Annotated in this window: 13 protein-coding genes; 12 read left to right on the top strand and 1 reads right to left on the bottom strand. The window is 49.8% G+C overall.

Features of this window, described 5'->3' with window-relative positions; all coding sequences use genetic code 11:
- Positions 1 to 168 precede the first annotated feature (168 nt).
- The 9 genes from cls to EI981_RS26680 all read left to right on the top strand — a co-directional run bounded on the left by cls (position 169) and on the right by EI981_RS26680 (position 11,069).
- Positions 169 to 1,677: a cardiolipin synthase gene (gene cls, locus EI981_RS26720; protein ID WP_127003430.1), complete on the top strand. Its 1,509-nt coding sequence runs from the start codon at positions 169 to 171 to the stop codon at positions 1,675 to 1,677.
- A 380-nt stretch (positions 1,678 to 2,057) separates the two neighbouring features.
- Complete coding sequence (locus tag EI981_RS26715; protein WP_127005041.1) at positions 2,058 to 3,548, top strand: phytoene desaturase family protein; 1,491 nt, start codon at positions 2,058 to 2,060, stop codon at positions 3,546 to 3,548.
- 64 nt (positions 3,549 to 3,612) lie between these two features.
- On the top strand, positions 3,613 to 4,641 hold the full coding sequence (gene fni / locus EI981_RS26710; protein ID WP_127003428.1) for a type 2 isopentenyl-diphosphate Delta-isomerase: 1,029 nt from the start codon (positions 3,613 to 3,615) through the stop codon (positions 4,639 to 4,641).
- Between the two features lie 439 nt (positions 4,642 to 5,080).
- Positions 5,081 to 6,181, top strand: a complete 1,101-nt coding sequence (gene ychF, locus EI981_RS26705) for a redox-regulated ATPase YchF (RefSeq protein ID WP_127003426.1) — start codon at positions 5,081 to 5,083, stop codon at positions 6,179 to 6,181.
- A gap of 277 nt (positions 6,182 to 6,458) precedes the next feature.
- Complete coding sequence (locus EI981_RS26700; protein WP_127005039.1) at positions 6,459 to 6,803, top strand: TM2 domain-containing protein; 345 nt, start codon at positions 6,459 to 6,461, stop codon at positions 6,801 to 6,803.
- Positions 6,803 to 7,258, top strand: a complete 456-nt coding sequence (locus EI981_RS26695; protein WP_127003424.1) for an NINE protein — start codon at positions 6,803 to 6,805, stop codon at positions 7,256 to 7,258. The genes EI981_RS26700 and EI981_RS26695 overlap by 1 nt, the downstream gene beginning before the upstream one ends.
- Before the next feature lie 419 nt (positions 7,259 to 7,677).
- Positions 7,678 to 8,745 (top strand): peptide chain release factor 1, encoded by a 1,068-nt coding sequence (prfA, locus tag EI981_RS26690; RefSeq protein ID WP_127003422.1) that lies wholly within the window; start codon positions 7,678 to 7,680, stop codon positions 8,743 to 8,745.
- Positions 8,708 to 9,631 carry a peptide chain release factor N(5)-glutamine methyltransferase gene (prmC, locus tag EI981_RS26685; protein WP_418789025.1) on the top strand — a complete coding sequence of 308 codons (924 nt, stop codon included), beginning with the start codon at positions 8,708 to 8,710 and terminating at the stop codon, positions 9,629 to 9,631. The genes prfA and prmC overlap by 38 nt, the downstream gene beginning before the upstream one ends.
- 247 nt (positions 9,632 to 9,878) lie before the next feature.
- Positions 9,879 to 11,069, top strand: a complete 1,191-nt coding sequence (locus tag EI981_RS26680; RefSeq protein WP_127003418.1) for an FtsW/RodA/SpoVE family cell cycle protein — start codon at positions 9,879 to 9,881, stop codon at positions 11,067 to 11,069.
- A 302-nt stretch (positions 11,070 to 11,371) separates the two neighbouring features.
- Here the strand turns inward: EI981_RS26680 and EI981_RS29140 are convergent, their stop codons facing one another.
- On the bottom strand, positions 11,372 to 11,512 hold the full coding sequence (locus EI981_RS29140) for a hypothetical protein (RefSeq protein WP_162616281.1): 141 nt from the start codon (positions 11,510 to 11,512) through the stop codon (positions 11,372 to 11,374).
- Between the two features lie 135 nt (positions 11,513 to 11,647).
- Between EI981_RS29140 and spoIIR the strand changes: the two genes are divergently transcribed.
- The 3 genes from spoIIR (at position 11,648) to EI981_RS26665 (ending at position 15,160) form a co-directional block, all read left to right on the top strand.
- Complete coding sequence (gene spoIIR / locus EI981_RS26675; protein ID WP_127003416.1) at positions 11,648 to 12,397, top strand: stage II sporulation protein R; 750 nt, start codon at positions 11,648 to 11,650, stop codon at positions 12,395 to 12,397.
- A gap of 583 nt (positions 12,398 to 12,980) precedes the next feature.
- A complete protein-coding gene (locus EI981_RS26670) occupies positions 12,981 to 14,237 on the top strand; it encodes an L-threonylcarbamoyladenylate synthase (RefSeq protein WP_418789084.1) in 1,257 nt (418 codons plus the stop codon).
- 59 nt (positions 14,238 to 14,296) lie between these two features.
- Positions 14,297 to 15,160: a DUF72 domain-containing protein gene (locus tag EI981_RS26665; protein WP_127003414.1), complete on the top strand. Its 864-nt coding sequence runs from the start codon at positions 14,297 to 14,299 to the stop codon at positions 15,158 to 15,160.
- The last annotated feature ends 57 nt before the right edge of the window (positions 15,161 to 15,217 follow it).

Below are 15,217 nucleotides of genomic sequence, written 5' to 3'. Positions count from 1 at the left end.
TTATGACTCTTGGGTCAGACCAATTATAGTATAAAAAAATGACGGATACAAATTCGTTGTACCCATGAGCCGGAACTGGCGGTGTACAAGGGATTACCATAAATTCTGTGGGAAGAAAGACAAGCTTCATGTACAATAGAATCATGCATTTTTAAAGAGAGGTACGTTATGAGACGTGGATTACAGATCATATTGATCGCAATCATATTATTTGCGTTCTATTTTTTCGGATTTGGCATTTTTGGTAAATTTGGAGGAATGTTAGTCAGTATTTTTCAGACGCTGACGGTAATTACGATCAGTCTGGCTATATTCATGGAGAATCGCAATCCTTCCAGTACCTTAGCCTGGATCCTGGTGTTGGCACTGCTGCCGGTAGTCGGCCTGGTGCTCTATTTCTTGCTTGGCCAAAATTATTTCAAGAGAAGGAAATTCGACCGCAAGGCGGAGCAGGATCAATTGAGCCACGATCGGATTGATAATAGGGGCAGCATGCTGCCCCGTGATCTATCCCAGTTCACACCTGCCCAGCAAAGAATGCTGCAATTGTCGCAGCGGTTGGCCCGCACACCGTTCTCCATGGCTTCCAGAACGAGAGTGCTGACGAATGGGGACGAGACGTTCTCGACACTGCTCAGGGAACTGAAGCAGGCAAAGCACCATATCCATATGGAATATTATATCTACCGCGCCGATGCAATTGGTCGGGAGATTCAGAAGACATTAATCGATAAGGCTCGCGAAGGTGTTGAGGTACGCTTCATGTATGATGCTGTTGGCAGCATTGGGCTGTCGAAGTCATTTATTAATGAACTGCGGGCTGCTGGAGTCAAAGTCGGTGTATTCGGTCCGATGCGCTTTTTGGCGCTATCGAGCCGGGTGAACTATCGCAACCATCGTAAAATCGTAGTCATTGACGGGACGACGGGGTTTATTGGCGGGCTTAACGTGGGAGACGAATACTTAAGCCGCAATAAGAACTATGGCTTCTGGCGCGATACGCATATGCTGGTCAAGGGGGAGGCCGTAAGGTCTCTACAAATTATATTTCTGCAGGATTGGCATTACGTGTATGGTGAACGAATTATGGATCAGCAGTATTTATCGCCCAATTTGGTTCCCGGCTGTGGCGGGGCGATTCAGATTATTCCGAGTGGCCCGGATAATGAAAGTCAGACATTGAGAAACCTGTTCTTCGCTATGATTACTTCGGCAAAGAAATCGGTGTGGCTGGCCACCCCATATTTCATACCGGATGATGATATTCTCTCGGCTCTGCGAGTTGCGGCGATGTCAGGGATCGATGTACGCATCCTGTTCCCGGCACGACCGGATAAATGGCTGCCATTTCTCGCTTCCCACTCCTATTTCCCAGCTCTGCTTGAGGTTGGGGTAAAGATCTACGAGTATGAGAAGGGCTTCCTTCATTCCAAGCTGCTCATCATCGATGGAGAAGTGGCAACAGTAGGCACAGCCAATATGGATATGCGCAGCTTCCACTTGAACTTTGAAGTAAATGCGCTGCTCGTTCAGAGCGATAGTGTAGCCAAAATGGTGAAGGATTTCGAGCGGGATTTGTTCTCTACCAAGCTGATTGAGAAGAAGTCCTTCATGAACAAAAAAATATATGTACGATTTATGGAATCGGCAGCTAGATTAATGTCACCATTGCTATAAGTGCCTGTTCAAAAAGGCCGGTTTTCAGCACCAAGAAGGTTGGATGAAGCTAGGGCATGAGGAGCGTAGCGTACGTTTTGTTTGTACGTGAGCACCTGAGATGTTTCCGTAGGAAACATGGCTTCGTAAGCATTTGCTTAGGCCCGGCTGAATTCAAGATTCGATGTCGAATAGCTTCATGATTTACTTTGTGTTAGATATAGAATTTATAAGTTATCAGCGTAGCTGATGAAATTCTATATCGCAAGAAAACCTACCTTTGAATCGCGGTCGCTCATCCTTGAACGGACCTCGATCAGGTTTTCTTATCAAAAGTGGACTTGAACAACTTCTATAGCTTGCGGCTTATTGAAGCAGAGATACAAGAGGAGGCAGGTATCATGTCGGCGAAGGGTAAGGTCTTGATTGTTGGATCGGGCTTCGGGGGACTGGCTTGCGCAATAGGTCTGGCGGGTCGGGGCTATCAGGTGACTATATTGGAACGTAAGGAACATGTAGGTGGCAAGTTACAGCGAATTGCCATCGACGGTTATCGCTTCGATTGCGGGCCGAACACGATAGAGCTCCCTTATGTGTTCCGAAATGTGTTTCGCAGCGTGGGGCGCAGAATGGAGGATTATGTAACTCTGATTCCGTTGGAACCTAGGTCACGGAGCATATTTACAGACGGAAGCGTTGTTGATATGACCGGTGATGTTGAGGCGATGCAGCATCAGATTGATACCTACAGTCCGGTAGATGCACTTCATTATCCAGCATTTCTACAGGAATCGCGGATGATGTTCCAGAGCATCAAGGGAAGATTGATGAATCAACTGCCGATCGGGCACAGGGAGAAGTGGAACTTCAGCGTGGTGATGGAGCTGTTAAGCGTCGTCCCTCTATTCAGGAGATCACTGAACCGGGAGCTGCGCCACTTCTTCACACATCCCAATTCGCTGGCCTTGTTCGGAAGGTATGCGGCTCGGGTCGGCTCTTCTCCTTTCCTCGCTCCTTCGCTATATGGGATGATGCACAGCTGCGAGGTAGATCATGGTACTTATAGCATTCGCGGAGGTACTTATGCCTTGGTTGAAGCGCTGCGGATACTTGCGGAGGAATTGGGCGTTGAGATTAAAACGGGGGTCGAAGCAAGGCAGATTCACGTTCAGGGAGGACGAGCCCGTGGGGTAGAGACGAGTGAGGGATATTATGAAGCACCGCTGATCGTCATTAACGGGGATTTATTGTCTACTACACAACAGCTGTTGAGCGAAAAGCTCAGGCCTTCTCTTAATGATCGCAGGATCGCCTCCATGGAACCATCATTATCCGCATTCGTTCAATTAGCCGGGGTCCCCTCATTATATGATCGTTTGCTTCACCATACCGTCTTCTTCTCAGACCGATATGAGCAAGAATTCACCGAAATATTCAATCAGCGGAGGCCGCCTTCCAAGCCGTCCGTATACATATGCAATTCCTCTTATTCCGAGAAAGGGGCCGCCCCGGAGGGACATAGCAATCTGTTCATCATGACATATGCTCCGTATTTATCCGATGCCTGGGATTGGGAGGAGCAGCGAGACAAATACGCAGAGAATGTGCTATCTACTTTGCGGGGATATGGTTTGCAGGGGATTCACAAAAGCCATGTACTCCAGACATATGCGCCTGACCAGCTAGCCCGCAATACTGGAGCCTACCGCGGTGGGATGTATGGACTCGCTACGCACAGTCTGCGGCAGATCCTTCGCAGGCCAAGCAATCGTAGTAATGATGTAGGAGGACTGTGGTATGTTGGAGGTTCCACCTATCCCGGAGGGGGAGTACCTTATGTGGCTCTGTCAGGCCATTTGGTCGCCGGGTATATTGCGCATGAGATGGGCTGATGAGTGGATTTGCAAGCATTATTTAGGTAAATATAGTTGATATATATAAGAAGGGGGAATAAATATGGGCGCTACATCCGAACGCAAGACGGAGCATATCAGGCTCTGCTTGGAAGAACAGGTGAACGGAACTGGAATCACTACCGGCTTGGAGAAGTATGCGTTCCGGCATAAAGCTCTCCCAGAACTGAATTTTCATGATATTCGCCTTGATGCGGAATTTCTAAATATCACGGTTAGGACACCGCTGCTCATCAGCTCGATGACTGGAGGCAGTGAACTGGCGGGAACGATCAATGAACGTCTTGCCGAGGCCGCGGAGCGAAGAGGCTGGGCGATGGGGGTTGGTTCGGGTCGGGCTGCGGTGGAGAAGCAGGAACTGGCTTCAACCTTCGCCGTTCGTCGCTATGCTCCGACCATTCCAATCATCGCCAATGTAGGAGCGGTGCAGTTGAATTACGGCTTCGGTGTAGAGGAATGCATGCGGGTAGCTGAGATTGCCGGTGCGAACATGCTTGTTCTACATCTGAACAGCTTGCAAGAGGTGTTCCAACCAGAAGGAGATACCGCCTTCGCTGGTTTATTGTCACGAATCGAAGCGGTATGTCGAGCTCTGCCGATTCCAGTGGGGGTCAAGGAAGTAGGCTGGGGAATCGACGGCGAGACAGCCCTCCGGCTCCACGAAGCCGGTGCGGCCTTTATCGACGTCGCTGGTTCAGGGGGCACGTCCTGGAGCCAGGTTGAGAAGTTCCGCAATAAAGATCATATACGCCGCGCAGTCGCCGAGGCTTTCGCGGATTGGGGCAACCCGACAGCTGAATGTATCGTTGATGTACGAGATAATGTTCCTGGCGCAGCGATCATCGGCAGTGGTGGGTTGAATACAGGGGTTGATGCGGCCAAGGCGCTGGCGCTTGGGGCCAATCTGGCCGGGTTCGGACGAGCGGTACTGGAGCCAGCCGTTAATTCAGAGCGGCGGCTCGATGAGCTGCTGGAACGGGTCGAACTGGAGCTGCGCACCGTCATGTTCGGGATTGGCGCAGCCAATATCGATGAGCTGAGAAGTACGTCCCGACTGGTCCGTAGAAGCTAATTTCCCGGAATATCCGATAAATCCGAGCATTCTTATTCATTACACATGACAAGCACCTGGCTTTGGAATATGCGGACCGTACAGTTGTGATGGCAGGAGGCCGAATTATTGCAGAGGATTCCCTTCAAAAGAATGGCGATATTATTCGGGCTGATGATGATCTTCCTCATTATTAACCGTATTTTATCCTGCTCACGAAGCGCGAGCGTACCTGGTATATGGGGACTCCTACTTCGCGAAGCGATAAGCCGGTGCTGGTTCTCTGCGCAGTTCTGTTGACGTTATCGATCCTGTTGAAGCAGAAGTGATCCAGCATTTCCGGTATCTGTTCTGAGGATGAATGTTCATTGGTAAATGATATTCTTGAAATATATGCTGCGGATATGTACTATGGTTGAAGGTGAACAAAGTTATTAAATACTGAGGAGTTGTCATAGATATGGCTTTAAAAGCAGGTATCGTGGGCCTTCCGAACGTTGGAAAATCCACATTGTTTAACGCAATTACCCAAGCAGGTGCAGAATCCGCGAACTATCCTTTCTGTACGATCGACCCGAACGTCGGCGTTGTAGAGGTACCGGATGAGCGCTTGGACAAGCTTACTGAGCTCGTTACCCCGAACAAGACGGTTCCGACTGCCTTTGAATTCGTAGACATCGCAGGCTTGGTGCGCGGGGCAAGTAAAGGCGAAGGCCTTGGTAATAAATTTTTGGCTCACATTCGTGAAGTGGATGCGATCGTTCATGTCGTTCGCTGCTTCGAAGATGAGAATATTACCCATGTAGACGGGAAAATTAATCCGATCAGCGATATTCAGACGATCAATCTGGAATTGATTCTCGCTGACTTGGAGAGCGTAGATAAGCGAATTGAACGTGCTCGCAAGAATATGAAGGGCGGCAATAAGCAGTATGAACAAGAAGTAGCCCTGCTTGAACGTATCAAGGAGGCGCTCTATAATGATATGCCAGCGCGCAGCGTGGAGTTGACTGATGATGAGAAGCTGATCATCCGCGACCTGCATCTGTTGACCTTGAAGCCAGTACTCTACGCAGCTAACGTTAGCGAAGACGGAGTTACTGATACGGATAATAATCCGTTCGTACAGCAGGTGATTGAATTCGCGGCTGCCGAGAATGCAGAGGTTGTGCCGATCAGCGCGAAGGTTGAGTCAGAGATTGCTGAACTGGAAGGCGAGGACAAGGCTATGTTCCTAGAAGAGCTAGGTCTGGCGGAATCGGGACTTAATCGATTGATCAAAGCGGCGTATCGTCTGCTTGGCCTGTATACGTACTTCACTGCTGGGGTACAAGAGGTTCGCGCTTGGACCATCCGCAAAGGCATGAAGGCTCCGCAGGCAGCAGGAGTAATTCACTCTGACTTCGAACGCGGCTTCATTCGTGCAGAGGTTGTATCCTATGAAGATCTCGTCGCTGCAAGTTCGATGAACGTAGCGAAAGAACGTGGTCAGCTTCGTCTTGAAGGTAAAGAGTATGTAGTACAAGATGGAGATGTTATGCACTTCCGCTTTAATGTGTAATAACATGTGTTAATTGAAAAAATATACTGTAATTGGATCAAGAAGCCCGCCATTTATTGGTGGACTTCTTATTTTTTAATAATTCATTTAAATTTTCGTGATTATTAGGGCGAATATCCAAAATTTGTGTTGAGGGGAAATGTAACACTTTAGTATACTGAAAAAGATATTTTTACGTGTGTTCAAAAAAGGTCGGTTTTTAGCATGAAGAAGGTTGGAGCGGACTTTTTGAACTACCTATTATTTTTTTACTTTTAGGAGGGATTTTTTTATGGGGATGGATTACTCAGTAGCAAGAAAGAGTCAACTTGATTCCAGAGAATTACTGCTGCTCGAATCCGAAGTGAAGAATCAGGGGAAAAATATGGTCATTGCCTATGTGCTCTGGTATTTCCTCGGTCTGTTTGGCGGACACCGTTTTTATTTTGGCAAGACCGGTTCTGCGGTTGCACAATTAATTCTCTCGATTACTGTATTTGGTATGATTGCTACCTTTATCTGGTGGATTGTAGATGCTTTCCTCGTTCATACTTGGGTGAAGGAACATAATGCCATTGTTGAGAATCGCATTATTGACAACATTTTGGCCAACAGAGGTATCTCTGAAAGGTACCCGATCTAATGCAGTTTGGTAAACAGAATCTGACAACGAATGAGTTGATCGTCCTCAGTTCAGAAATGCGCAAGCGCGAGAAATCGCTTGTATTCGCCTATCTCATGCTTCTCATGGGGCATCTGGGCATACATCGCTTGTATTTGAAAAGAACGGTCTCCGGCATTATCCAACTGGCCTTATTTCTAGTTATGTTTATTTCTTACATCCTATTTATTGTGTTGGTTGGTATTGATGATACTCTTGCGGATTCGAGTTTATACATACCGGGCTTTATCGCCGCGGGTATTGCATTGGTCGGTTTCATTGCGTTGACGATCTGGGTTATTGTTGATGCCTGCCTTCTGCCGGGAATCGTCAGGAGTTGGAACAGCAACCTGGAGCAAACGCTGATAGCCCAGATTGTTGCGCTTAGACCGGTAGGAGATCCCATGAATCATCCGGGTACAGGTCAGTACAACTAAGAGGTGGTCCGTATAGCCGTGTAACTTGACTTAACAGTTGAGTTCACGGTTATTTTTTTATATATTTGCTGTAAATCGTATACAGATGATCTGTAGTTTGGGCTAAATACCTCAACAGCGTCATCTATGCAAGAGCATATCCATTATGGTATAATGAAATGTCAGCTGAATAGCTGAATTCTGTTTGTATATGAGGTTGTTTAAAAAGTCCCCCTTTGATCACGAAGTGAATCAGGAAGCTAAATCGGCATCGAATCTTGAATTCAGCTGGGCCTTCCGGTGCTCACGTACAAACTACGTACGCTGCGCTCCTCAGTCCCTAGCTTCATCCAACCTTCTCGGTGCTGAAAGTCAGACTTTTTAAACACGCATTATATATGAATTTTAAGGACATTGTCATTTGAAAGAGGTGAATTTCCTTGTTGGACCGACTTCAATCCCTGGCTGATCGTTACGAGAAGCTTAGTGAGTTGCTCTGTGATCCGGATGTAGCCAATGATACGAAGAAACTTCGTGATTACTCTAAGGAACAATCGGATTTACAGCCGGCTTATGAGGCTTACACCGAATATAAGCGCGTAATCGAGGAGCTTGATGCCGCTAAAGCGATGCAAGCGGAGAAGCTGGATGATGAAATGCGTGAAATGGTCAAAATGGAAATCGAGGAGCTTTCTGCACGTATGCATGAGCTGGAAGAAGAAATCCGCATCTTGCTTCTGCCGAAGGACCCTAATGATGATAAAAACGTAATCGTAGAAATTCGTGGTGCCGCCGGTGGTGATGAGGCTGCGCTGTTCGCGGCTGATTTATATCGGATGTATACCCGGTTTGCCGATTCTCAGGGCTGGCGCGTAGAGGTTATGGATGTGAACGAAAGTGACCTTGGCGGCTTCAAAGAGGTTATTTTCATGATTAACGGTCGCGGTGCGTACAGCAGAATGAAGTATGAGAGCGGAGCTCACCGTGTACAACGGATTCCGGCAACAGAGTCTGGCGGGCGTATCCACACTTCAACCTCGACGGTAGCTGTTATGCCGGAAGCTGAGGAAGTAGATGTGGAGATTCTCGATAAGGATATCCGCGTGGATACTTTCTGCTCCAGCGGTGCTGGCGGACAGTCTGTTAATACGACGAAATCTGCGGTGCGTGTAACTCATATCCCAACGGGGATCGTAGCGACCTGCCAAGATGGCAAATCGCAGAACTCTAACAAAGATAAGGCATTGCAAGTACTCCGGACGCGGATCATGGACATGATGCGTCAGGAAGAGGAAGCGAAGTATGCTGGCGAGCGTAAGAGCAAGGTAGGAACCGGAGACCGGAGCGAACGGATTCGGACCTATAATTTCCCTCAGAGCCGGGTGACCGACCATCGTATCGGTTTGACTCTGCACAAACTTGATCAAGTAATGAACGGGGAGATCGAAGAGATTGTGTCTGCCCTGACCATTGCTGAGCAAGCGGAGCTCATGGACAAAGGAGAATAATGCCTTGAAACGTAACGGATATCAACTATCTGGAGCGCTCACTATTCTGGAAGCCCGTAAAGAGGCTTCTTCTTTTTTAGCGGATGTTGGTGTAAACGAGCCGGACTCCAATGCGGAACTGTTACTTCGCCACGTACTCGGGCTTGAGGGGGCGAAGTATTTGCTTGGCCTTCGCGATCCGTTCCCGATAGAGAGCAAGGAGGCCTGGGAGGCGGCCATTAACCGTAAGGCCGCAGGTGAGCCAGCGCAGTATATTATCGGGGAGCAGGAATTCTACGGCCTGACCTTCAAGGTCACGCCGGCGGTGCTGATCCCTCGCCCGGAAACGGAGCTGCTGGTGGAGCAAATCGCTGAGCTTGGCGATTTGTTGTGGCCTGGCGGCGCTCCGCAGGCCGCCGATATCGGTACCGGCAGCGGCGCGATTGCTGCCGCGTTGGCCCATCTGCGCCCAGCCTGGAGCATCACGGCGAGTGACATCTCGCCGGAAGCGCTAGCAGTGGCGCAGGACAATGTCCGGCGGCTTGGCCTGGGTGTCAAGTTCAAGCAGGGGAATCTGCTTGGACCGTTCGCTGGCGAGCCGCTGGACATCGTGGTGTCTAATCCGCCGTATATACCGGCGGATACGATCGCTGAGCTGCAGCCGGAGGTACGCGATTATGAGCCGCGCGGCGCGCTGGACGGCGGTCCAGACGGGCTGTACCCTTATCGCGTCATGATGCAGCAGCTCGCTCTGCTGCCCGAGCCACCGAAGCTGATCGGCTTCGAACTTGGTATGGGCCAAGCGGCAGATGTGGCTGATATGCTGCGTACCGCAGGACATTGGCGCGAGATATTGACGATTACGGACTTGGCTGGCATCGACCGTCATGTGATCGGCATGGCATAATGAGTTGCCGAGTGTTCAGGAGTTTAGGACCTTCTGCTATACAAAACTAGAGATGTAACTTATTAAGTTATTTATACGTTTTTGGATTGAGATGTGAAGTATGGCGAAATATGGTGTCCTTTGACGAATGGACTTTGAGCGAAGTTTTTTTTACAATGTGAAGAATAGGCCTATTTTTGTGTGCAATATTGTTGTTACCTGCGGTAACAGCCAACAAGATTGATCCAGCGGACGGGGGACAGGATCCATGCTTAATAAATTTAAAAAAATAGATTACACGATCGTGTTCATCCTATTGCTCCTGATGGGCATCAGCATTGCTGTGCTGTATAGCGCTACCTCGAATACGCAGTATCATGGGTACCATCTGCGGATGGCCATGTATTATGCTATAGGATTTGTAGTTTTCTTCGCGTTGTCTTTGGTAGACTTTCGCTTGCTTGTGAAGTACGGCCTCTACATTTATTTGCTTGGGGTTGGATTATTGATCGTCGTTATGTTCATCGGGAATACCTATTACAATGCGACAGGCTGGATGACGCTCCCGGGTGGTCTAAGCTTCCAGCCAGCTGAGTTTTTCAAGCTCCTGCTTGTTGTATTCCTAGCTCATGTTCTATATCGGAAGCGTAAGACCCAGCTAGCTTTCTGGAGAGATGTCATCCCGATTTGTCTTCTTACCTTCGTACCATTCATGATAGTAATGGCGCAGAATGACCTTGGTAATGCGCTCAGCTATCTGGTCATCCTGACCGGAATGCTGTGGATCGGTGGCATGAAGTATTCCCATGCTCTGATTGCACTGGCGATCTTCGCCGGATCGGTCATCGGGGGCATAAGCGCCTATAAAATTTATTATGATGAAGTTCATAAATTTTTTGCTGATATTGGCCGTGAGCACTGGATTGAGCGGATTGACCCTTGGCTTGTGCCGGATAAAGCAACGGAGAAGGCGATCTATCATACGAGGAACGCCAAGCTCGCGATTGCTTCTGGCGGAATGACAGGAGAAGGCTATATGCAAGGGGCAACCGTGCAATCGGAGCGGGTTCCACTAACGTATTCGGACTCGATCTTTGTCGTTATCGCTGAAGAGTTCGGTTTCTTGGGGAGCTCGGTGCTGCTGCTGCTCTATTTTGTACTGATTCATCGCTTGATTCTGATCTCACTGGAATGCAAGGACCGAAGTGGGCCGCTGATTATCGTCGGGATTGTCGCCTTGTTCCTCTACCAGATCTTCGAGAATATCGGCATGTTCATCGGCCTGATGCCGCTGACCGGAATTACGCTGCCATTCATAAGCTACGGCGGGACCTCGTTGGTCATCAATATGGCAAGTATCGGCGTCGCGATGAGCATCCGAATCCATGGACATGAAGTGGAAGAAGAACAGCAGACGACTTCTGCTGCAACGCGGAAGCCGGCTGTGAAGTCGCAGTGATTCCCGGGCTATATCTCTAACGAAGCTTAAGCAACGGCTGCTGGGCAACCTTCTCTCTGAAGGTGAACTCTGCGGCCCGAGAGGCAGGAAGGCCACCAAGCTTTGACGGGCGGAGTCCGCTGGTGCGGGCGACCGTGGTGCCAAGCGCAATGTTTCCGCAGTGGGAAATCTCTAACGAAACTACAGATCGTTATTATCGCGAAAACAAGGGGTTTGAGAATCTAACGAAACTGGGGAGCCTTATTTGGGTTAAATATCCGTTTTAGGCTGCTTTTTTATTGCAATAGCGATACCCTGTTTCGTTAGAATACTTTGAAGCCCTTTTTGGTGGAAATAGCGATACCACGTTTCGTTAGAAAATAGGTTGTCCCCTCGGCAATACAAGTACGCTTGGAGAACCAAGCTAAAGTAAGCTTGCCGATTATAATATAGAAATATCTCACAGGATCGCTTCTCTCTTGAAGCGGTCCTATTATTTTTTGATGGATTTGCTATTTTAGTAGTTTGCTAGGTTTATGTACCTTCTGACCTGCCCATACTAATAAACATCAGGGATACAAAAAGGGGAGAGAAACGGTATGGGGATGAACCGGAAATCTATTGCACTCATATTTTTTAGTGTTCTTATTCTATTTATGTCTTGGGAAGGGCAGAAGGTGGATACGGCTGCTGCCGAGGGACTGATTCCTCAAGAGTCGATCCGGTTAAGGATATTGGCCAATTCCGATGGAGTGGGTGATCAAGCGGTTAAGCGGAAGGTCCGCGACGCTGTAGTTGAACAGATGAATGCTTGGGTTGGCGAGCTGGAGGATCCGCAGAGTCTGGAGGCAGCTAGAGGTATTATCCGGGACCATTTGCCGGAAATCGGTGATAAGGTCCAGCAGACGCTAGCTGATAATGGTAAAGAGTACAGTTATCAAGTCGAGCTGGGGGTTGTTCCGTTCCCGACTAAAATGTACGGAGGCGCTGTATACCCGGCAGGTGACTATGAGGCACTGCGCATTACGTTGGGAGAAGGCAAAGGGAAGAATTGGTGGTGCGTGCTTTTTCCACCGCTATGCTTCGTGGATGCAGGCAGTGGGGATGCGCTAGCTAAGGATAAGGGCAAGGAGACGGAAAAGGCGAAGGAAGAGGAAAAGGTGAAGGATGCTTCCGCTCCGTCGGATACCGTCAAGAAGTCAAAGGCAAAGGCAAAAGCAAAGACAGTTTCTGATACCGTCGATGCTTCTGACGAGCCGAGGCAGGTACAGCCTGAAGAGACAGAGGTACGTTTTTTCTTATGGGACGCGCTGGTAAGTTTGTGGAAGGGAATCGTGAATTTATTTTAAGGTGGCAAACTCTTAGCTCTTATACAGTTCCGTAATGCGAACCCCAAGTGATTGTAAAAATTACAACTAAAATCTCTGAGCGGATCGCAGTGAATAGATTATTTATAACCGACTGGACTCTTTCGAAGCCAAATATAAAATATAATTTCTTATAAACACTTATTGGATAGATTTTCGCCGTGATTACCGCCAAAATTAGAAAATAGTTGCCTATACGCAGCTATTTTTTTCGTTTGGGAGAATCTCGATTTAATAAGTGTATTGTTGCATTCATTTATTGCTCAAGACGTTACTTATGAGATGAATGTACAGTCATTAGGTCGAGGTAACGGTGGTAGATTAATTACGGGGTGAGATCGTATTTCGGATTGGTTATAATAGAGGGTAGGCAAAAAATGAGTGCGATGTATTGCATGGTCATTATTCATAGGTGGCATATTCTATATTAAAAGTTTGGGATGATAATAAGATGAATCAGTCAGATCATAATCAAGAAGTGGACAAGGATATCTCCTATTCCGAGCCTAGCGGAGAGAAGCAGGGAACAGGGGAAGTGAGTTCAGAGGAAGCAACTGCTGCGAGTATGGGAAATCCGGATCATAAAGTATCGGAAAATAGGGCTGCTGAGGAAGATTCAGCTGAAGTAAAGATCACGCGTTGGTGGGATGTACAATCGCTGGTAGTCGGTCTTGATGGCGAGAGCAAAAGCCAAAGCGAGGGAATCGACAATGGACAAGATCAGGGACAAAGTTATGGTCGGGCCAACGTTCTAAGCGGAGCGGTATCGGCTGAGTATGAACGGAAGCGTGCCGGGGAGCAGATCGAGGAAGCAGGCAGGCTGCTGGCTGAGGGTGGCGTCGTTGCCTTCCCGACCGAGACGGTCTATGGTCTTGGTGCTGACGCGCGAAATACGGCGGCGGTTGAAGCGGTATTTGCCGCCAAGGGCCGACCGTCTGACAATCCGCTGATCGTTCATATTGCCGATATGGAACAGTTAGACGGATTAGTGACAGAGGTCAACGAGACCGCAAGACGGCTGATGGAGGCATTTTGGCCCGGGCCGCTAACCTTGGTGCTGCCCGTGGCCCGGGGCGCCGTCTCGCCGCGCGTGACGGCGGGGTTGTCCACCGTGGGCGTGCGCATGCCCGCCCACGATATTGCGCTGCGGCTCATCGCCGCAGCGGGTTGCCCGGTTGCGGCGCCGAGCGCCAACCGGTCCGGGCGGCCGAGCCCGACGCTGGCGAGCCACGTCGGCGAGGATCTGGACGGCCGTATCGATGGCATCGTCGACGGCGGGCCCACGGGCGTGGGCCTGGAGTCGACGGTTGCGGAAGTCGGCCGTGACGGGGTTGTAACCGTGCTCCGCCCCGGCGGGATCACGATCGAACAGCTCGCCCGCTACACGGCGGGCGTGCGTCTGGACGCCGCCCTGCAGCAGGCGGGCAGCGGCACAGACATCCCGGCAGCGCCGCGCGCGCCGGGAATGAAGTATGCGCATTATGCGCCGCAGGGCGCAATGCGCATCGTGAGCGGGGCCGCCCCGGAAGCGGTGGCGGCCAAGATCCAGGCCGAGCTCGACGCAGCGGCCCAGCGCGGGGAAGTGACCGGTGTGCTCGCTTTTGACGAGCACATCGATCAATACCGCGCTGACCTGGTCCTCTCGCTCGGCAGCCTGGCTGCGCTGGAGACGGCGGCGCACCGTCTGTACGCGGCGCTGCGCCGCTTCGATGCTCGCGGCGTCACTTACATCATGGCCGAGTCCTGTTCAGAGGAAGGACTCGGCTCCGCCGTGATGAATCGGCTCTTGAAGGCCGCCGGCCATCAAGTAATTCATGTTTAAATTTTGTTTATAGAATGGGTATAAAATAGATGGACGAAAGAGGAGGGAGGTCAGTAGCGATGATTACAATTGGTCTTGTGGGCTGGGGAGATCAAGAGGATCTATACCCTGCCGGGACACCGGCGAGTCGGAGACTCAGTATGTATGCACGGCATTTTTCTGTTGTGGAAGTGGATAGCTCCTTTTATGCAATCCTTAACCCAGATACATATCGTCGTTGGCTGGCCGAGACTCCTACTCCTTTTTCCTTTTTTCTCAAAGCATTTCAGGGGATGACCGGGCATTCCCGCGGCAGAACGAACTATAACAGCCCCGGGGAAATGTTCCAGGCCTATTTGGATTCGATCAGTCCAGTCGTAGAAGCGGGACGCTTGAAGGCAATATTGTTTCAATTCCCGCCATGGTTTGATTGCTGTCAGGAGCATGTGCGACAATTGCGGGCGATCCGCAAATGGATGGGGAGTTTGCCCCTCGCCCTCGAATTCCGCCATCAGAGCTGGTATTCTCCAGAGCATCAGGAAGGGACGCTGGCCATCATGCGTGAGCAGGGCTGGATTCACACCATATGTGACGAGCCTCAGGTGGGACAAGGTTCCGTACCTGCGGTGCTCGTCCCAACCGATCCCGATTTGACATTTATCAGACTGCACGGACGCAACGATGAGGGCTGGGCCCAGAGCGGGGCCGAGAATTGGCGGGAGGTACGCAATTTATATCGCTATAGTAGAGAAGAGTTGCTGGAATGGCAGGGCAAGCTGGCCGAAATTCAAGCCTTGGGCACCAAGGAGGTCTGCATGATCTTCAATAACAATTCCGGTGGAGATGCAGCGATGAATGCCAGAGAGATGATGTCTATTCTTGGGCTAGATACGGCTGAACTACCACCACGACAGATGGATTTGTTCGCAGAGGGTGACTCATAATAACGGCTCAGATTAGTTGGGAGAGATCACGGTCGCTTATCCAGAAGTGGCCTCGTT

It is taken from the genome of Paenibacillus lutimineralis, assembly GCF_003991425.1.
GTDB lineage: Bacteria > Bacillota > Bacilli > Paenibacillales > Paenibacillaceae > Fontibacillus > Fontibacillus lutimineralis.
The sequence above is the reverse complement of the archived record's forward strand: the minus strand, read 5'-3'. Positions and strand labels throughout refer to the sequence as shown.